General features: G+C 73.4%; 16 protein-coding genes. 7 read left to right on the top strand and 9 right to left on the bottom strand.

Annotated features, from left to right (window positions below; all coding sequences use genetic code 11):
- Nucleotides 1-155 precede the first annotated feature (155 nt).
- Nucleotides 156-1,742 (top strand): Na+/H+ antiporter, encoded by a 1,587-nt coding sequence (locus tag J5Y05_RS28960; protein ID WP_210876247.1) that lies wholly within the window; start codon nt 156-158, stop codon nt 1,740-1,742.
- 50 nt (nt 1,743-1,792) lie between these two features.
- On the opposite strand, the gene J5Y05_RS28955 is transcribed toward J5Y05_RS28960, so the two are convergent.
- Nucleotides 1,793-2,929, bottom strand: a complete 1,137-nt coding sequence (locus J5Y05_RS28955) for a mechanosensitive ion channel family protein (RefSeq protein ID WP_210876246.1) — start codon at nt 2,927-2,929, stop codon at nt 1,793-1,795.
- Nucleotides 2,930-3,034: 105 nt separating this feature from the next.
- Here J5Y05_RS28955 and J5Y05_RS28950 point away from each other — a divergent pair, with 105 nt between their 5' ends.
- Nucleotides 3,035-3,670 carry a dienelactone hydrolase family protein gene (locus J5Y05_RS28950; RefSeq protein WP_210876245.1) on the top strand — a complete coding sequence of 212 codons (636 nt, stop codon included), beginning with the start codon at nt 3,035-3,037 and terminating at the stop codon, nt 3,668-3,670.
- Nucleotides 3,671-3,716: 46 nt separating this feature from the next.
- Here the strand turns inward: J5Y05_RS28950 and J5Y05_RS28945 are convergent, their stop codons facing one another.
- The 3 genes from J5Y05_RS28945 to J5Y05_RS28935 all read right to left on the bottom strand — a co-directional run bounded on the left by J5Y05_RS28945 (nt 3,717) and on the right by J5Y05_RS28935 (nt 6,720).
- On the bottom strand, nt 3,717-4,517 hold the full coding sequence (locus J5Y05_RS28945; protein WP_210876244.1) for a DsbA family protein: 801 nt from the start codon (nt 4,515-4,517) through the stop codon (nt 3,717-3,719).
- A gap of 73 nt (nt 4,518-4,590) precedes the next feature.
- Nucleotides 4,591-5,295, bottom strand: a complete 705-nt coding sequence (locus J5Y05_RS28940; RefSeq protein ID WP_210876273.1) for a hypothetical protein — start codon at nt 5,293-5,295, stop codon at nt 4,591-4,593.
- 78 nt (nt 5,296-5,373) lie between these two features.
- Complete coding sequence (locus tag J5Y05_RS28935; protein WP_210876243.1) at nt 5,374-6,720, bottom strand: DUF2252 domain-containing protein; 1,347 nt, start codon at nt 6,718-6,720, stop codon at nt 5,374-5,376.
- 212 nt (nt 6,721-6,932) lie between these two features.
- Between J5Y05_RS28935 and dnaE the strand changes: the two genes are divergently transcribed.
- Entirely contained in the window at nt 6,933-10,472 is a 3,540-nt protein-coding gene (gene dnaE / locus J5Y05_RS28930; RefSeq protein WP_210876242.1) for a DNA polymerase III subunit alpha, read from the top strand.
- 84 nt (nt 10,473-10,556) lie between these two features.
- Here dnaE and J5Y05_RS28925 read toward each other — a convergent pair whose 3' ends face one another.
- Entirely contained in the window at nt 10,557-10,715 is a 159-nt protein-coding gene (locus tag J5Y05_RS28925; RefSeq protein ID WP_210876241.1) for a hypothetical protein, read from the bottom strand.
- 226 nt (nt 10,716-10,941) lie between these two features.
- On the opposite strand from J5Y05_RS28925, the gene J5Y05_RS28920 reads away from it, so the two are divergent.
- From J5Y05_RS28920 to J5Y05_RS28905, 4 genes are all read left to right on the top strand, one after another.
- Entirely contained in the window at nt 10,942-12,168 is a 1,227-nt protein-coding gene (locus tag J5Y05_RS28920; RefSeq protein ID WP_210876240.1) for an NYN domain-containing protein, read from the top strand.
- Nucleotides 12,169-12,288: 120 nt separating this feature from the next.
- Nucleotides 12,289-13,263, top strand: a complete 975-nt coding sequence (locus tag J5Y05_RS28915) for an ABC transporter ATP-binding protein (RefSeq protein WP_210876272.1) — start codon at nt 12,289-12,291, stop codon at nt 13,261-13,263.
- Nucleotides 13,264-13,409: 146 nt separating this feature from the next.
- Nucleotides 13,410-14,234, top strand: a complete 825-nt coding sequence (locus tag J5Y05_RS28910; RefSeq protein WP_210876239.1) for an ABC transporter permease — start codon at nt 13,410-13,412, stop codon at nt 14,232-14,234.
- Nucleotides 14,235-14,268: 34 nt separating this feature from the next.
- A complete protein-coding gene (locus tag J5Y05_RS28905) occupies nt 14,269-14,973 on the top strand; it encodes an ABC transporter permease (RefSeq protein ID WP_210876238.1) in 705 nt (234 codons plus the stop codon).
- Between the two features lie 31 nt (nt 14,974-15,004).
- Here the strand turns inward: J5Y05_RS28905 and ybaK are convergent, their stop codons facing one another.
- The 4 genes from ybaK to J5Y05_RS28885 form a co-directional block, all read right to left on the bottom strand.
- Entirely contained in the window at nt 15,005-15,505 is a 501-nt protein-coding gene (gene ybaK, locus J5Y05_RS28900) for a Cys-tRNA(Pro) deacylase (RefSeq protein ID WP_210876237.1), read from the bottom strand.
- A gap of 55 nt (nt 15,506-15,560) precedes the next feature.
- The gene (locus J5Y05_RS28895; protein WP_210876236.1) at nt 15,561-16,298 is read right to left on the bottom strand and encodes an LON peptidase substrate-binding domain-containing protein; all 738 of its coding nucleotides are present in this window, start codon (nt 16,296-16,298) and stop codon (nt 15,561-15,563) included.
- 11 nt (nt 16,299-16,309) lie between these two features.
- Nucleotides 16,310-17,323, bottom strand: a complete 1,014-nt coding sequence (locus J5Y05_RS28890; RefSeq protein WP_210876235.1) for a hypothetical protein — start codon at nt 17,321-17,323, stop codon at nt 16,310-16,312.
- A 204-nt stretch (nt 17,324-17,527) separates the two neighbouring features.
- Nucleotides 17,528-19,105, bottom strand: coding sequence for an oxidoreductase (locus J5Y05_RS28885; RefSeq protein WP_210876234.1), 1,578 nt, complete (start codon nt 19,103-19,105; stop codon nt 17,528-17,530).
- Nucleotides 19,106-19,107: the final 2 nt, after the last annotated feature.

Raw genomic sequence — 19,107 nt, 5'->3', positions numbered from 1 at the left:
CCGCGCCCCCGGGGGACGCGCCGCCCGGCGTGTCCCCGGCGACCGGAGGGCCGCCCGGCGTGTCCCCCGGGACCGGAGCGCCGACCGGCTGATCACGACGGCCGGTGGCAGGCTGGGACCGCCGTGCCCGCCGAGACGCCACCGGAGCGCTGACCGTGGATCAGTTGGCCCTGCTCTTCGTGCTCCTGCTCGGGGCCCTGCTGAGCGTCCCCCTCGGAGACCGGGTCCGGCTGCCCGCCCCGGTGCTGATGACCGTCTTCGGGATCGTCCTGGCGCTGCTGGACTTCGTGCCGGACGTGGACATCCCGCCGGAGCTGATCCTGCCCACGCTGCTGCCGCCGCTGCTCTACGCGGCCGTGCGGCGCACCTCCTGGCGCCAGTTCGCGGCCAACCGGCGGCCGATCTTCCTGCTCGCGGTGGCCCTGGTCTTCGTCACCATGGCCTGCGTGGCCTCCGTGGCCCACGCGATCGTGCCCGGACTGCCGGTCGCCGCCGCCTTCGCGCTCGGCGCGCTGGTCGCCCCGCCCGACCCGGTCGCCGCGACCGCCGTGGCCGGACAGCTCGGGCTGCCGCGCCGCCTGGTCTCCATCCTGGAGGGCGAGGGCCTCTTCAACGACGTGACGGCCATCGTCCTCTACCACGTGGCCATCGCCGCCGCCGTAGGCGGCTCCTTCTCCCCGTGGCGGGCCGGGCTCGACCTGGTGCTCTCCGCCGTCGTCGCCGTCGCCGTGGGCCTCGCGCTCGGCTGGGGCGCGTACAAGCTCATCGACCTGCTGGAGGACGCCACCCTCCAGATCGGGCTGACCCTGCTGGTGCCGTACGTCTCCTACGTCCTCGCCGAGGAGCTGCACGGCTCCGGGGTGCTCGCGGTGCTGACCACCGCCATGTTCATCGCCGAGTACGCGGTCGGCGCCGACGACGTGATGACCCGGCTCACCGGGCAGACCGTCTGGGGCGTGGTCGACACCCTCGTCACCGGGGTCGCGTTCGGGCTGATCGGGCTGGAGCTGTCCAACGCGATCCGCACCACCTCCGCGCGCTGGGCCGAACTGCTCGGCTGGACGGCGGCGGTCGTCGGCGTGGTCGTCCTGGTCCGGCTGGTCTGGCTGCTGCCCGCCACCTGGCTGACCCGGTGGCTGCACGCCAAGCACGACCAGGACGAGGACATCCCCATGACCTGGCGGGAGACCGTCGTCATGTGGTGGGCGGGGATGCGGGGGGTCGCCTCGGTCGCGCTGGCGCTCGCCATCCCGCTGCGCACGGACGACGGCTCGCCCTTCCCCCACCGCGACGAGGTCGTCTTCATCGCCTTCGGGGTCATCATCGCCACCCTGCTGGTGCAGGGGCTGACCCTGCCCTGGCTGGTGGGCCGGCTCGGGGTGCGCGCGGACACCGAGCGGGAGAAGGAGTACGAGAAGCAGCTCGCCGTCCGTGCCGCGCGGGCGGCGAGGCTGCGGCTGCGGGAGATCGAGGCGGTCGAGGACCTGCCGGAGGAGCTGGCCGAGCAGATGCTGCGACGCGCCTTCGACATCGGCTACCGGATCAGCCCGGACATCGTCGACGAGGAGCGCCACGAGGCCCAGGAGCAGCGCTCCCGGCGGCTGCGCCGGGTCCGCCGCATCCAGGGCGAGATGCTGAGCGCCGCCCGGCACGAGGTGCTGGCCGCGCGCAGCGAGCCGGGGGCCGATCCGGAGATCGTGGACCGGGTGCTGCGCCACCTGGACGTGCGCAGCCTGCGCTGACGGCCACCGGGGGCGGCGGGGGGTGCGGGGGAAGGCGTCCGGCGGCCGGCTCAGTGGTGCCCGGCCGGCCGCTCGCCAGGGTGGTGCGCGTCCCCCGCCTCCCCGTTCCGTCCCGGGCGGGCGCGCGGCAGCACCCCCTCGTGGCCGGGGGCCGGCGCGGCGGTCGCGGTGGTGACGCGGGGCAGCGCGTAGGGGTGTTCGTCGGCCAGCCAGCGGATCATCCGCTCGCGCACCTCGACCCGGACCGTCCAGATGTCGTCGGCGTCCTTCGCGGTGACCAGCGCCCGCACCTGCATGGTGCTGGGGGTGGTGTCGGTGACGGTCAGGTTGCAGCTCCGGCCGTCCCAGGCGGGGCAGTCGCGCAGGATGTCCCGCAGCCGCTCGCGCATCGCGTCCAGCGGGGCCGAGTGGTCCAGGTACCAGTAGACCGTCCCGGACATCTGCGGGGTCCCCCGCGACCAGTTCTCGAACGGGTTCGCGGTGAAGTACGAGACCGGCATGGTGATCCGGCGCTCGTCCCAGGTGCGCACCGTCAGGAAGGTCAGCGTGATCTCCTCCACGGTGCCCCACTCGCCGTCCACCACGACCGTGTCGCCGAGGCGCACCATGTCGCCGAAGGCGATCTGGAGCCCGGCGAAGAGGTTGCCCAGCGTGGACTGGGCCGCGATGCCGGCGACGATGCCGAGGACGCCGGCCGAGGCCAGCAGCGAGGCGCCCGCGGCGCGCATCGCCGGGAAGGTCAGCAGCATCGAGGCCGCCGCGACCACGCCGACGACCGCCGTCACCACCCGCATGATCAGCGACACCTGGGTGCGCACCCGCCGGACCCGGGCCGGATCGGTCCGGGCGCGGGCGTGGGCGTAGCGCGAGTACGAGGTCTCCACGACCGCCGCCGCGACGCGGACCACCAGCCAGGCGACCGAGCCGATCAGCACCAGGGCCAGCGCCCGGCCGATGCCGACCCGGTGCCCCTCCAGCAGCCGCGCCTCGTCGTGGAAGCCGCTGAGCAGGGCCGCGCAGAGCACTAGCTGGTAGGGGACGCCGGCCCGGCGCAACAGGCCCCACAGCGGGGTCTCGTGATGCCGGGTGTCGGCCTTGCGCAGCAGCAGGTCGGTGGCCCAGCCGACGGCCAGGGTGAGCAGGACACAGCCGCCGACCACGATCAGCGGGCGGAGTACGTTCTCCATGACCACGAACGTAACCGGTGGGGCCGGGAGCGAACCTGTGAGGTGTGTCCCGTCCGGGGCGTCGCCCCGTGCCGCGCTGTCACACCCGGCTGGCACGATGGGCGCATGGACATCGTGCTCTTTCACTCGACCCACGGCCTGCGTCCGGCGGTCCGGGAGGCCGCCGACCGGCTGCGCGCGGCCGGACACCGGGTATGGACGCCGGACCTCTTCGAGGGGCGCACCTTCGAGTCGGTCGAGGAGGGCATGGCCCACCAGGAGGGCATCGGCCGGGAGGAGCTGCTGAGGCGGGCCGTGCTGGCGGCGGCCCCGCACGCGGACCGTGGCCTGGTCTACGCGGGGTTCTCGCTCGGCGCCTCCATCGCCCAGACCCTCGCCCTCGGCGACCACCAGGCGCGCGGCCTGCTGCTCCTGCACGGCACCTCGGACATCGCGCCCGACGCCTCGGTGGACGACCTGCCGGTGCAGTTGCACGTGGCCGAGCCGGACCCGTTCGAGACGGACGACTGGCTCAGCGCCTGGTACCTGCGGATGGGCCGGGCCGGCGCCGACGTGGAGGTGTACCGCTACGCGGGCGCCGGCCACCTCTACACCGACCCGGGCCTGCCCGACTACGACGAGGAGGCGGCCGAGGCCACCTGGCGGGTGGCGCTCGGCTTCCTCGACTCGCCGGCGGGGACCGGCGACGAGACGGACGAGACGGACGGGACGGGTGTGACCGGCGGGCCGGAGGGGGCGTAGGCCGGCTCCGCCGGGGCGTCACCGCCCGGTCCGGCCCGGCCCCGGGTCACTTGGTGACGCCGGCCTCCTTGAGCGCGGCCTGCCATCCCTCGACGCTGCCCGGGTTCTCGATCACCTTGTCGTTGATCTTGATGGTCGGGGTCGACTCGACGCCCTCGGCGGTGTCGAAGGACTTGCTCATCTTCATCGCCCAGGCGTCGTAGGTGCCCTTCTCCACGGCGTCCTGGAACTTCTGGTTGTCCTTGAGGGCGTCGACCGTGTTCGCCACCTTGAGCAGGTAGGAGTCCTTGGCGAACTCGTCGGTCGACTCCGAGGGGTGGTACTTCTCGGAGAACAGGGCGGCCTTGTACTCCAGGAAGGCGTCGGGGCCGACCTCCAGGGCGGCGCCGAGCGCGCTGAGCGCGTTCTTGGACCCCTCACCGGTGAGGTTGTTGTCCAGGAAGGTGCCGATGGTGAAGGAGAGCTTGTAGTCGCCGTCCTTCATGCCCTTGTTGACGGTCTCGCCGAGGCCCTGCTCGAAGGAGGCGCAGGCGGGGCAGCGCGGGTCCTCGTAGAGGTGCACGACGTTGTCCGTGGAGGAGTCGCCGAGGAGGACGGTGGTGCCGTCCTTGCCCGAGGTGTTGGCCGGGGCCACGACCTTGGCGTCGGCCGCCGCCTCCCACGCCGAGGGCTTGTTGCCCTGCACGACCGCGTAGCCGATGGCGCCGGCTATCGCCAGGACGCCGACGATGGAGCAGGCCACGACGACCTGGCGCTTGATCTTGTCGCGCTTGGCCTGGCGCTCGCGCTCCACGCGCAGCCGCTCACGTGCCGCCGTCTTCGCCGACTGACTGTTCCGCTTGCTCATGGTGATGTTCTCTCCGGGGACGCGCACACGAGGGGTGTGCGGGGTGGGTGGGGGATCTGCGGTGCTCGGAAGGTCACGCGAAGGCGACCGAGCACGGCGGTCCCCGCCGTCCCAGGGCGTGGGTGCGGATCAGCTCGCGGGCCAGGGCCGGCAGCCCCGTCGCGGGAGCCGGGCGGCCGGGCGCCGGGGCCTGCCGTACGGCGACGGCGGCGACGGCGACCAGCAGCGGCCGGAAGGTGGTGGCGGCCACGGCGCGCAGCAACTGGGCGAGCGCCCGCTCGCCCCGGCGCAGCCAGGCCGCCGCGAGCAGCCCGACCGCGACGTGCGCGCCGAGCAGCAGCCAGGCGGTGGCGGGGTCGGCGTGGGCGAGCAGGGCCGCCAGCCGTTCGCTCTCGGCCCCGGTCACCCGGGTCAGCGGGGAGGCGCCGAGGGCCCCCAGGCCGGTGCCGTCGCCGCACAGCACGTCGAGCCCGACGGAGCGCAGCGGGCCGGCGACGGGGCCGCCCACCGGTCCGTAGCAGAGGTGCTGGCCGGTGGTGAAGACCGTGTCGGCGGCCAGCTCCAGCGGGACCAGCAGGGCGGCGATCCGCCCGAAGCCGCGCTCGCGGCCGGCGAGCGCGTACGCGGTGACGAACACGGCGGCGGCGACCGCCGCCACCGTGCGCACCGGCAGCGGGACCCCGGACAGCAGCACGTGCGACGCGGTGCCGAGGGTCACGACGAGTGCCGTGAACAGCGCCGCGCGCGCGAGTCTGAGGGGGGTCCCGGAGATGTCCATAACGAGGTCCGAGTCTGTCATGCGGGCCGGTAAGAGGCCCCTAAAGGCTTCCTGTGACTTCTGTGAGGCGGGCCACGGTCACAGCCCGGGGATACGGCCGTTGCGGAAGAGGTCGACGAAGATCTGGTGGTCGGCCCGCGCGCGGGCCCCGTAGGCGTGGGCGAAGTCGACCAGCAGCGGGGCGAAGCCCTCCTCGTCGGCCGCGATCGCCGCGTCGATGGCCCGCTCGGTGGAGAAGGGCACCAGGGACTCCCCGGACTGGTCGTCGGCCGCCGCGTGCATGGTGGCGGTGGTCCGGCCCAGGTCGGCGACGACCTCGGCGATCTCCTCCGGGTCGTCGATGTCGTCCCAGTCCAGGTCGACCGCGTACGGCGAGACCTCGGCGACGAGCTGGCCCGCGCCGTCCAGCTCGGTCCAGCCCAGCCAGGGGTCGGCGTGCGCCTGGAGGGCCCGCTGGGAGATCACCGTGCGGTGCCCCTCGTGCCGGAAGTACTCGCGGATCGCCGGGTCGGTGATGTGCCGGGAGACCGCCGGGGTCTGGCCCTGCTTGATGTAGATCACGACGTCGTTCTCCAGGGCGTCGCTGTTGCCCTCCAGCAGGATGTTGTACGAGGGCAGGCCGGCCGAGCCGATGCCGATGCCCCGGCGCCCCACGACGTCCTTGACCCGGTAGGAGTCCGGGCGGGTCAGCGAGGACTCCGGCAGCGTCTCCAGGTACCCGTCGAAGGCGTCCAGCACCTTGTACCGCGTCGCCGCGTCCAGCTCGACGGAGCCGCCGCCGGGGGCGAAGCGGCGCTCGAAGTCACGGATCTCGGTCATCGAGTCCAGCAGCCCGAACCGGGTCAGCGAGCGGGCGTCGCGCAACACGTCCAGCAGCGGGCCCTCGGCGGTGTCCAGGGTGAAGGGCGGCACCTCGTCGCTCTTGGCGCCGGTGGCCAGCGCGTGGACGCGCTCCCGGTACGCCTCGGCGTAGACCCGTACCAGCTCGGAGATCTGCCCGTCGGAGAGCGCCTTCGCGTACCCGATCAGCGCGACGGAGGCGGCGAAGCGCTTGAGGTCCCAGGTGAAGGGGCCGACGTACGCCTCGTCGAAGTCGTTGACGTTGAAGACGAGGCGGCCGGTGGAGTCCATGTAGGTGCCGAAGTTCTCCGCGTGCAGATCGCCGTGGACCCACACCCGGGAGGTCCGCTCGTCCAGGTAGGGGCCGTGGTAGGTGCGGCCGGTGCCGCGGGGGACCTCCCGGTCCAGGTCGTGGTGGAAGAGGCACGCCGTGCCCCGGTAGAACGCGAAGGCCGAGGCCGCCATCTTCCGGAACTTGACCCGGAACGCGGCGGGGTCGGCGGCGAGCAGCTCGCCGAAGGCGGTGTCGAAGACGGCGAGGATCTCCTCGCCGCGGTGCTCGTCGTCGAGCTGCGGGGCCGACATCGCTGGGTGCCTCCTGATGCGGATGGTGCGTGACGAGTGGAGCGGAGCCTCCACGCGGAGCAACGTGCGAAGGGGAACGGGAGTGCCCGTGGTCCCCCGCAGGAAGGTACGCGGGGGAAGCCCCCCGGTGTCAGTCCCGCGGCATAGACTTCGACGCTGACCCCCCGGACTGTCCGCAGCCCGTCGCCCGCAGTTCTCCCAGGAGGCCGCCCGTGTCCAAGGCGCCGTTCACGCACCTGCACGTCCACACCCAGTACTCGCTGCTGGACGGTGCCGCGCGGCTGAAGGACATGTTCGACGCGTGCAACGAGATGGGCATGACGCACATCGCCATGTCCGACCACGGCAACCTGCACGGCGCGTACGACTTCTTCCACTCCGCCAAGAAGGCCGGGATCACCCCGATCATCGGCATCGAGGCGTACGTGGCGCCCGAGTCGCGCCGCAACAAGCGGAAGATCCAGTGGGGCCAGCCGCACCAGAAGCGCGACGACGTCTCCGGCTCCGGCGGTTACACCCACAAGACCATGTGGGCGGTGAACAGCACCGGACTGCACAACCTCTTCCGGCTCTCCTCGGACGCGTACGCCGAGGGCTGGCTCCAGAAGTGGCCCCGGATGGACAAGGAGACCATCGCGCAGTGGTCCGAGGGCATCGTCGCCTCCACCGGCTGCCCCTCCGGCGAGGTACAGACCCGGCTGCGCCTCGGCCACTTCGACGAGGCGCTGAAGGCGGCCTCCGACTACCAGGACATCTTCGGCAAGGACCGGTACTTCCTGGAGCTGATGGACCACGGCATCGACATCGAGCACCGGGTCCGCGACGGCCTCCTGGAGATCGGCAGGAAGCTCGGCATCCCGCCGCTGGTCACCAACGACTCGCACTACACGTACGCGCACGAGGCGACCGCCCACGACGCCCTGCTCTGCATCCAGACCGGCAAGAACCTCTCCGACCCGGACCGCTTCAAGTTCGACGGCACCGGCTACTACCTGAAGTCGACGGACGAGATGTACGCCATCGACTCCTCCGACGCCTGGCAGCAGGGGTGCGCCAACACGCGCCTGATCGCCGAGATGGTCGACACCGACGGCATGTTCGACAAGCGCGACCTCATGCCGAAGTTCGACATCCCCGACGGCCACACCGAGGTCACCTGGTTCCAGGAGGAGGTCCGCCGCGGGATGGCCCGCCGCTTCCCCGGCGGCGTCCCCGAGGACCGCCAGCGGCAGGCCGAGTACGAGATGGACGTCATCATCCAGATGGGCTTCCCGGGGTACTTCCTCGTGGTCGCCGACTTCATCATGTGGGCGAAGAACCAGGGCATCGCGGTCGGCCCCGGCCGGGGCTCCGCGGCCGGCTCGATCGTGGCGTACGCGATGGGCATCACCGACCTCGACCCCATCCCGCACGGACTGATCTTCGAGCGGTTCCTCAACCCCGAGCGCGTCTCCATGCCCGACGTCGACATCGACTTCGACGAGCGCAGGCGCGTCGAGGTGATCCGGTACGTGACCGAGAAGTACGGCGCCGACAAGGTCGCCATGATCGGCACCTACGGCACCATCAAGGCGAAGAACGCCATCAAGGACTCCGCGCGCGTGCTGGGCTACCCGTACGCGATGGGCGACCGCATCACCAAGGCCATGCCCGCCGACGTCCTCGGCAAGGGCATCCCGCTCTCCGGCATCACCGACCCCAAGCACCCCCGGTACTCGGAGGCCGGCGAGGTCCGCGGCATGTACGAGAACGAGCCGGACGTCAAGAAGGTCATCGACACCGCGCGGGGCGTGGAGGGCCTGGTCCGGCAGATGGGCGTGCACGCCGCCGGCGTCATCATGTCCAGCGAGACCATCACCGACCACGTCCCGGTCTGGGTGCGGCACACCGACGGCGTCACCATCACGCAGTGGGACTACCCGAGTTGCGAGTCGCTCGGCCTGCTGAAGATGGACTTCCTCGGCCTGCGCAACCTCACGATCATGGACGACGCCGTCAAGATGGTGAAGGCCAACAAGGGGATCGACATCGATCTCCTCAGCCTCCCGCTCGACGACCCGACCACCTTCGACCTGCTCCAGCGCGGCGACACCCTCGGCGTCTTCCAGTTCGACGGCGGACCCATGCGCTCCCTGCTGCGCATGATGAAGCCCGACAACTTCGAGGACATCTCCGCCGTCTCCGCCCTGTACCGGCCGGGCCCGATGGGCATGAACTCGCACATCAACTACGCCCTGCGCAAGAACGGCCAGCAGGAGATCACGCCCATCCACCCGGAGCTGGAGGAGCCGCTCAAGGAGGTCCTGGACGTCACCTACGGCCTGATCGTCTACCAGGAGCAGGTGCAGAAGGCCGCCCAGATCATCGCCGGTTACTCGCTCGGCGAGGCCGACATCCTCCGCCGCGTGATGGGCAAGAAGAAGCCGGAGGAACTGGAGAAGAACTTCGTCATCTTCCAGTCCGGCGCCCGCAAGAACGGCTACAGCGACGGAGCCATCCAGGGGCTCTGGGACGTGCTGGTCCCCTTCGCCGGATACGCCTTCAACAAGGCCCACTCGGCCGCGTACGGACTGGTCTCCTACTGGACCGCCTACCTGAAGGCCAACCACCCGGCCGAGTACATGGCCGCGCTGCTCACCTCGGTCAAGGACGACAAGGACAAGTCGGCGGTCTACCTCAACGAGTGCCGGCACATGGGCATCCGGGTGCTCCCGCCCAACGTCAACGAGTCCGAGTCCAACTTCGCCGCCCAGGGCGACGACGTGATCCTCTTCGGCCTCTCCGCCGTGCGCAACGTCGGCACCAACGTCGTCGAGTCGATCATCCGCTGCCGCAAGGCCAAGGGGAAGTACTCCTCGTTCCCCGACTACCTGGACAAGGTCGACGCCGTGGTCTGCAACAAGCGGACCACCGAATCGCTGATCAAGGCCGGCGCCTTCGACACCATGGGGCACACCCGCAAGGGCCTCACCGCGCAGTACGAGCCGATGATCGACAACGTGGTGGCGGTCAAGCGCAAGGAGGCCGAGGGGCAGTTCGACCTCTTCGGCGGCATGGGTGACGAGCAGGGCGACGAACCGGGCTTCGGGCTGGACGTCGTCTTCGGCGACGACGAGTGGGAGAAGACCTATCTCCTCGCCCAGGAGCGGGAGATGCTCGGCCTCTACGTCTCCAACCACCCGCTCTTCGGACTGGAGCACGTGCTCGCCGACAAGGCCGACGCGGGCATCTCCCAGCTCACCGGCGGCGACTTCGGCGACGGCGCGGTGGTCACCATCGGCGGCATCATCTCCGGCCTCCAGCGCAAGATGACCAAGCAGGGCAACGCCTGGGCCATCGCCACCGTCGAGGACCTCGCCGGCGCCATCGAGTGCATGTTCTTCCCGGCCACCTACCAGTTGGTCTCCACCCAACTCGTCGAGGACGCCGTGGTCTTCGTCAAGGGGCGCCTCGACAAGCGCGAGGACGTGCCGCGGCTGGTCGCCATGGAACTCCAGGTCCCCGACCTGTCGAACGCCGGCACCAACGCCCCCGTGGTCCTCACCATCCCCGCCACCCGGGTCACCCCGCCCATGGTCAGCCGCCTCGGCGAGATCCTCACCCACCACCGGGGCGACAGCGAGGTCCGGATCAGGCTCCAGGGCCCGACCAAGACGACCGTGCTGCGCCTGGACCGCCACCGGGTGAAGCCGGACCCGGCGCTCTTCGGCGACCTCAAGGTGCTGCTCGGCCCGTCCTGCCTGGCGGGCTGAGCCGCGCCGACGGCGAAGGGGCGCACCCGGCACCGGGTGCGCCCCTTCGCCGTCTCCGGACGGTCACCGTCCGTGACGGGGTGATCAGTTGTGCCCGAAGCGCTTCTGCCGCTTGCGGGAGGCCATGTCGCCGGGGGTCACCTGCGGCGTGTGCTCGTCCGTCTCGCGGCCGGCCGGCCGGTCCTGCGGCGCGCTGCGTTCGGTCTGCGGCTGCTTACGATCACGATTCTTGTTCTTGGCCATGGTGATCTGCCTCCTGAGGGGGATCTAGGGGCCAGGGCCGCGACCAGATTCACATAACCTGATAAGAAGCGCATGTTGGACAATTACCGTGCGTGACACGGCCGGTCGGAGCGTACGCGTTCGCACACGCCACGCCGAAGATCGAGTTCGGACACGTTAACCCCCGCACGGTCGGGCAGACTCGAAGGAAGCCCGAAGCAAACCTCCCGGAAAGAGGGTGGACCGCGTGGACCGCTGCATCGTCCTGGTGGACGCCGGGTATCTGCTGGGGGCCGCCGCCAGTCTCCTCGCCGGTGAGCCGTCGCGTTCCCGCATCACCGTCGACCACACCGCCCTCGTCCAGGGGCTGCGCGAGCGCGCCGAGTCGGACACCCGGCAGCCGCTGCTGCGCATCTACTGGTTCGACGGCGCCCCCGACCGCGTCCCGCAGCCCGAACACCGCCGGCTGCGCGTCATGCCCCGGGTCACCGTCCGGCTCGGCGCCCTCACCCGCAGTGACGGACGCTGGGCGCAGAAGGGCGTCGACGCCGCCATGCACGCCGAGCTGACCGAGCTGGCCCGCAACCGCGCCTGCTCCGACATCGTCCTGGTCACCGGCGACGGCGACCTGCTGCCGGGCATGATGGCCGCCAAGGAGCACGGCGTCGCCGTCCACCTCTGGGCCGTGCAGGCCGCCGACGGCGACTACAACCAGTCCGAGGACCTGGTCGCCGAGGCCGACGAGCGCCGCGTCCTGGACCGCGCCTGGATCACCGGCGCCGTCCGCGCCAAGGAACTCGGCGGCGTCTGCGCCCCGCCCCCGGTGCCCCGCCCCGAGATCGCCGCGATCCTCTCCGCGCCGCTGCCCGAGTCCGCCCTCCCCGGCACCGCCGAACGCCCCGCCGAGGAGCGCCCCCACCCCCATCCCCACCCCGCGGCCCCCGCCGCCGCGCGCAACGGCACCGAGGAGCGCGTACCGCCCGCCAAGGGCGTCCCCACCCCCAAGGACCTCGCCGCGCTGCGCGCCCCCGGCGGCCACCCCGCCCCGCACCCCCCGACCGCCACCCTGCGCTGGTCCTCCGACAAAGGCTGGGTCGACCGGCCCGCGGCCGAGCCGCCCGAGGCGCTCTCCATGCCGACCCTCGCCCAGCTCACCACCGCCGAGCAGCGCTGGGCCGACCGCGAGGAGGACATCACCACCGTCGGCGGCGACCCCTACGAGGTCGGCCAGGTCTTCGCCCGCCGCTGGGTCGAACGCCTCGGCGACCAGGGCCACCTCCAGCGGCTCTCCGGCATGTACCCCCGCATCCCGCACCGCGTCGACGGGGAACTGCTGCGCTACGCGGCCCGCTTCGGCCTGCTCGCCCACAAGGACGACCAGATCGACGAGCACGACCGGTACGCGATCCGGGCCGGCTTCTGGCGCGAGATCGACCAGCGCACGGCAACCGAACGCACGCCCGCCGCCGAGTGACCCCCGGGCCCCGGCGACCCGTCCCGCCGGACCCGAAGGCGGACCGGACCGGCCGACCCCGTAGTCTCGTCCCTTGTGAGTACGCGCATCCCTCAGGCTCCCCGGTCCGGTGGCGATGCCGTGTGCCGGGTGCGCGGACTGGCCAAGACCTATCCGGCGGTACGCGGCCGGCGCGGCGTCCCCGCCACCCCCGAGGTCCGCGCCACCGACGACGTCTCCCTGGACATCCACCGCGGTGAGATCTTCGGACTGCTCGGGCCCAACGGCGCCGGCAAGTCCACCCTCGTCCGCCAGCTCACCGGGCTGATGCGGCCCGACCGCGGCCAGGTGGGCATCCTCGGGCACGACATCGTCCGCCACCCCGAGCGCGCCGCCCGCCTCCTCGCCTACCTCGGCCAGGAGTCCACCGCCCTGGACGAGCTGACCGTCTCCCTCGCCGCCGAGACCACCGGACGGCTGCGCGGGCTGGACGTCCGCGCGGCCCGCGCCGAGCGGGACGCCGTCCTCGACGAACTGGGCCTCGCCCCGCTCGCCGCCCGCCCGCTGAAGAAGCTCTCCGGCGGACAGCGCCGGCTGGCCTGCTTCGCCGCCGCCCTGGTGGGGGAGCGGCCCCTGCTCGTCCTGGACGAGCCCACCACCGGCATGGACCCCGTCGCCCGCCGCGCCGTCTGGTCCGCCGTCGACCGCCGCCGCGCCGAGCACGGCACGACGGTGCTGCTCGTCACCCACAACGTCATCGAGGCCGAGACCGTCCTCGACCGGGTCGCCGTCCTCGACCGGGGCCGCGTGATCGCCTGCGACACGCCGTCCGGGCTCAAGGAGAAGGTCGCCGGCGAGGTCCGCGTCGACCTGGTGTGGCGCGAGAGCGCCCCGCTGCACGTCCCCGAGGTCGCCGCCCTGCGCGACCGGGCCGTCGCCTCGGGCCGCCGCTGGACGCTGCGGCTCGCCCCGGAGGAGGCCCGCGCGGTCGTCGCCACCGTCACCGGCGGTGCCGCCTTCGCCGCCCTGGACGACTTCACCCTCGCCACGCCCAGCCTGGAGGACGTCTACCTGGCGCTGGGCGGCGCCGCGCGGCAGGGGCTGGTGAGGGCTTGAACACGGGAGCGGTGAGACCCCGGCCCGCCGTGTCCGTACCGGACGGGGGGAGCGCCCCCATCCGGTGGGGACCGGAGGAGACCGGCCCGGTGACGCCTGGGGAACAGGCCGGCTCAGCGACGACTGGTGAAGGGGAGCAGCGCGACGTGAGTGTCGTACCCGCCGATGTCCTGCCGGGCGGAGCCCTGGCCGCCGACGAGCGCGGCGCCGACGGCGCGGCCGAGCTGGGCCCGCGCGCCCGGCTGTGGCCCTCGCTGGCCGCCGTCTACCGGGCACAGCTCTCCCGCGCCCGGGTCGCCCGCATCCCCCTGCTCTTCGTGGCCACCTTCCAGTCCGTCGGCATCATGATCCTCATGCGCGGCGTGGTGGACGGCGGCGGCGAGGCGCGGGCCGTGGTCGCCGGCTCCTCGGTGCTGGTCGTCGCCTTCGTCGCGCTCAACCTGCTCGCCCAGTACTTCGGCCAGCTCCGGGCCAGCGGCGGACTCGACCACTACGCCACCCTGCCGGTGCCGCCGGCCGCCGTGGTGCTGGGCGCGGCGGGCGCGTACGCGTCCTTCACCGTGCCGGGGACCGTGGTGACCGCGGTCTTCGGCTGTCTGCTCTTCGGGCTGCCGCTGACCCACCTGTGGGTGCTGGCCGCCGTGATCCCGCTGGCGGGCGCCGCGCTCGCCGGTCTGGGCGCGGCGCTCGGCCTGCTGGCGCCCCGGCCGGAACTGGCCACGCTCCTCGGCCAGCTCGGCATGTCGGCGGCGCTGCTGCTCGGCGTGCTGCCGGCCGAGCGGATGCCGGAGGTGGTCCGGCTCGCCCGCGACCTGCTGCCCTCCACCTACGGCGTGGAAGCCTTCGCGCGGACCTTCGCCGAGCGGCCCGACTGGGCGTTCGTCCTCGGCGACCTCGCCGTCTGCGCGGTGGTCGGCGTGATCTCGCTGGCCGTCGCCACCTGGGCGTACCGCCGGGCGGCCGTCCGGTGACGCGCGGCACCCGCGAGTTTGGCACCATGTCCGGGTGACCGCGCCTCTGACTCCGCCGCCGCCTTCGAACGGACACTCGTCGTACCCGGACGGCCCGGTGCCGCCACCGGCCGGTGACCCCGTTCCCGGCACCGCGTACGACCCCGACGGCGAACAGGACGGCCCAGGGATGTTGACCGAAGTACGCCAGGCCGTGGTGGCCGGGGTGGCCGTGGTGCTCTCCGGCGCGCTGCTGGGCGTCCTGTGGTGGCGCCTGGCCCCGACCCTGCCCCTGGTCGGCGACGAGTCCGGCGGCAACTGGGTGGTCTACGTCAAGGACTCCGAGGGCGAGCAGGCCATCGGCGTCGACGCCACCTTCATCCTGCTCGCGCTCGCCTTCGGGGCGCTCTGCGGGGCCGTCGTCTTCCTGCTGCGCCGGCGCGGCGGGGTGCCGCTCGTGGTGTCGCTCGGCGTCGGCGGGCTGCTCGCCTCGCTGCTGGCCTGGCGGGTCGGGGTGTGGCTCGGGCCCACCCAGGACCTGATCGCGCACGCCCGGCAGGCGGGCAAAGGGGTGACCTTCGCGGCGCCGCTCAAGCTGCGGGCGAAGGGCGCCCTGCTGGTCTGGCCGGTGGCCGCGCTCCTGGTCCACCTCGGGCTGACCGGGCTCTTCGGCCCCCGGGACCCCGACCCGTTCCCGCCCTACCCGACCACCCTGGACGAGGCCCGGGGGCAGGGACCGTACGGGGACACGCCCGCGTAGGCCCCGCCCCGGGACGGTGGGCGTACGGGGGTCAGGTCCGGCCGATCGGGGCGAGGACCGCGTCCGTCAGCCGGGCCAGGTCGGCCGGGGACAGCTCGATCTCCAGGCCCCGGCGCCCCGCCGAGACACAGATCGTCGCGTGCCGTGATGCCGAGTCGTCCAGCACCGTCGGCAGCCGCTTGCGCTGCCCCAGCGGTGAGATGCCGCCCCGTACGTACCCCGTGGTGCGCTCGGCCAGCGCCGGGTCGGCCATCGCCGCCCGCTTGCCGCCCACCGCCGAGGCCAGCGCCTTCAGGTCGAGCTTGCCCGCCACCGGCACCACGGCGACCGTCAGCGCCCCGTCGACCTCGGCGACCAGCGTCTTGAACACCCGCTCCGGGGGGACCCCCATCGCCTCGGCCGCCTCCTCCCCGTAGGACGGGTGGGCGGGGTCGTGGTCGTAGGAGTGCACGGTGCCGGGCACCCCGGCCGCCGCCAGCGCGACCGTCGCGGGCGTGCCGCCCTGCTGCCGTCTGTTCGCCTTCTTCGCCATCCGGTGTGGCCCCCTCGGTCGTACTCGTCGCTGGAAACCCGTCGCGCGGGACGCGTCAGTTGTGGCTCGTCGGCCCGTGTGTCAGGTTCGCCGCCGGCAGGGACGGCAGATGGCGGATGATCGCCGTCTCGGACCGCAGCAGCCGCAGTTCGTCGCGGAGCCGGGAGGCGGTGTCGGGCGCCTGGAGCAGCCGCTGCTTGGTCGGCGTGTCGAGCATCATCGCGGCGGCCACCAGGTACGAGACCACGCCCGGGTCGTCCGGGAGGTCCCCGCTGGTCGCGAGGGTCCGCTCGCGCGCCCCGGCCAGCCGCTTCTGGTACTGCCGGAAGGAGCGCAGCACGCCCTCGGCGAGCGCCCCCGACTCGTCGCCGGGGTCCTCGGCCAGCGGTTCCAGGCCGGCCGTGAGGAAGTCGCCCGAGGCGTCCACGGAGGCCAGCCGCACCCGGGTCGTCCCGGTCGCCAGCACCTCGAAGGTGCCGTCGGGCCGCTCGCGGATCGTCGCCGCGTCCGCCACGCAGCCGACCTTGTGGAAGGCGCCGGTGGGGTCGGTGCCGAAGCCGGCCGCCGGACCGCGCTCGGGCCGGGCCGTGGGATCGGGCATACCGGGGGCGCTGGGGGCCACCTCGTGGCCGTCGCGGATCGCCACGACGGCGAACCGGCGCTCGTCCTCGGGCGCCTTCAGCAGCTCGCGCATCATGGCGCGATAGCGCTCCTCGAAGATGTTGAGCGGGAGCACCAGTCCCGGGAAGAGCACCGAGTTGAGGGGGAAGAGGGGGAGCCGGACGGTGGTCACGACGTAGAAGCCTAATGCTCGCCGGGGCCGCGGCGAGAGCCGCGCCCCCTCCGGGGATGTCCGGAACCCGCCGTCACCCGCCTGCCGGGCGCCGTCGCCTGGAGGTTCGCCCGTACCTGGAGGAACCGGCCGAGGGGGTCGTCCGTCTCCCGGTCCCAGGGGAACGAGGTGGCGTACGGGCCGGTCAGCCGCAGTTGCTCCGCCGCCTCCCGGCGCCGGCCCAGGCGCACCAGGACGTACGCCAGCGCGTTGCGCAGCTCCGCCGGCCAGGGGTCGGCCGCGGGATAGGCCGCGGAGAGGGCGATGGCCCGGTCGGCCGCCGCGTCCAGCCGCGTCCGCTCCACGCCGGGGCCGCCGCGGTCGGTGAGGCAGCCGAGGGCGGCCCGCACGGGCAGGGTGCGTACGAGCGCGTCCTCGGGCGCGTCCTGCGCGGCGGTCTCGGCGAAGTCCAGGCATTCGCGGTGGGCGCCGGGGGAGGCGGCGGCCAGGTACTCCAGGGCGGCGACGTGGCAGCCGTAGTGGTGCGGGGAGCGGCGCACGGCCTGCGCCCACAGCCGGGCGAACTCCGTGTGCCCGGCGTGCGCGCCGCGCGCGGTGTCCAGCACGATCCGCCACGGCACCGGGTCGCGTCCGCCCGCCTCGGCGACGGCGGCGACGGCGGGGCCGGCCTGGCGCAGCAGTTCGGCGCGGGCGGGGGAGTCCCAGCAGCGGTCCACCGTGAGGCGGGCCTCGACCAGCAGGGCGTCCGGGTCGTCCGGCGCGGCGGCCCGCCACTCCCGCAGCCACTCGGCCCGCGAGCGCGCGAAGGCGGCCAGCCTGCCCGCGTACCGGTCGCGGTGCTCCCACTCGGCGTGCGCGCGGGTCGCGGCGAGCAGCTCCGCCGCCGGCCCGTACGCGCCGCGCGCCGCGGCCACCAGGGCGGGGCCCAGCCGGTCGTCGGGGGCGTCGAGGAACACGTCGTCGTCGGCACCGGCCCCGCGGACCCGGCCCGCCGCCGGTCCACCCCGGAGAAACGCACGCAACATGGCCAGTACGACGGCCGACCCCACCGGAAGGTTGTGCCCACCGCGGTCCCCTTCCGGGGCCGTGCGGTACGGGCGCGACGGCGCAGGGCCTGCCTCCCGGGCCGCCGGCCCCCCCGCCGGCCCCCGGGATGGGCCGGGCGCCTCCGGGCCCGGCGCACGTCGGCCGTGTCGGCGTTGTTCGTCCGGGCGGTCAGCCCCCCTTGGTCAGTTGCGGCGGAGGAGGCGGGTGGCGCCGGCGGTGACGGTGGTGGCGAGGACCCAGCCGAGGAGGATCAGGGCCGCCGCCAGCCACTGCCAGCCGCCGCGCAACTGCCAGAAGCCCACCTGGCCCAGGTCGATCACCGGCAGCAGGAGGTCCAGGGCGTACAGGGCCGGATTCCAGTCCGGGTGCTCGTCGCTCTTGAGCGGCGGATGCTCGGCGCGCGAGAAGGCGACCGTGCCCGCCGCCCACAGCACCGCCATCCACACCGCCGCCCGCCCCGGCCGGTACCCGTAGGCGACCGTCCAGTCCTGCGCGTACCCCACCAGCTTGGCGGCGAGCGGCAGGGTCTCGCGGCGCCGGCGGTGCTTGGCGAGGAGCACCTCCCGGGCGTCCTCGTCCTCCCCGCCCGCCCGCAGCACCGCGGCGAGCCGCTCGTACGGCTCCGGGTGGTACTCGGCCGTCGCCGCCCCCACCCAGCGCAGCCGCTTCTCCAGCGGGAACGGGCCGCGCGGCACCAGCGTCTCGTAGGCGAAGCCGCCCATGTGCAGCCGGCCGGGGCCGGGCCAGCTATCGGCGCGGTCCATGAGGTTGACCACCCGCGCACCCGACAGGACCACCCGCCCCCGAGCCGGGCGCTCGCCCAGGAAGCGCAGCTCCGGCGTCTGCACCCGGCGCAGCGACAGCTCCTGGTCGTCGGCGAAGGAGAACCGGGCCTGCTCGAAGTCGACCGCGTCGCCGAACCGCCCGTCGTCCAGCCGCACCCCGCCCCGGCACTCGAACCGCTGCACCCGCGTCCCCTGCGGCGGCGTCGTGCCCCGCAGCAGCGGGCCCCCGAGACCCGCCGGGGTGAAGTACAGCGTGCGCTCCACCGTCAGCCGGGGCGCGTTGAGCGCGTACCGCGTGTACGGGTTGAGCAGCCGGGCGCCGCGCAGGCTCAGCGACACGCCGACCTGGGCGCTGCGCAGGCTCACCTCGCCGTGCGACTCCAGCATCTCCGCCTGGAGGTCCTGCCCGACGGTGAGCCCGTCCGCGGCGATGGACCGGCCGCTGCGGTCGCGGTGCACCACCGCCTGGCTGAGCAGCAGGTCGGTGCCTATCTGCGCGTCGGTCAGCCGGATGCCCCGCAGGAAGCGGCAGCGCGGCAGGTGCAGGTCGCCCTCGGTGTGCAGCCGGGCCGCCTCCAGCCGCGGGAGCGCGCAGTCCACCATCCGCAGCGTCGTGAACCGGGTCTCCGGCAGCAGCACCTCCCGCTCGAAACGGCACCGGCGCAGCTCCACGTAGGGCACCACCGTGCCGCCGGCGAGGTCGAAGGAGTCCTCGATGCGGACCCCCACCAGTTGCAGCGAGGAGACGCGGCCCGCGAGCGCCGGTGGCCCGTCGAGCAGCAGCCGGCACACCACACGGGCCCGCACCGACCGCTCCGGCCCCCACGGGTGGCCCCCGTGCGGGTCGTCGACCAGCGCGTCCCCGTGGCTCAGGTCGTACACGCTGCCGTTGCGGAACGCCTCCCACATGCCGGTCTCGACGGCGGTCAGATCGTCCGGCAGCTCCGCGGCGCGCGGTCCGGCCCCCTGGGTCACGG

The sequence above is a fragment of the Streptomyces tagetis genome (assembly GCF_018069565.1).
Classification (GTDB): Bacteria; Actinomycetota; Actinomycetes; order Streptomycetales; family Streptomycetaceae; genus Streptomyces; species Streptomyces tagetis.
Note: the sequence above shows the minus strand (reverse complement) of the source record. Positions and strands in the feature narration are given on the sequence as shown.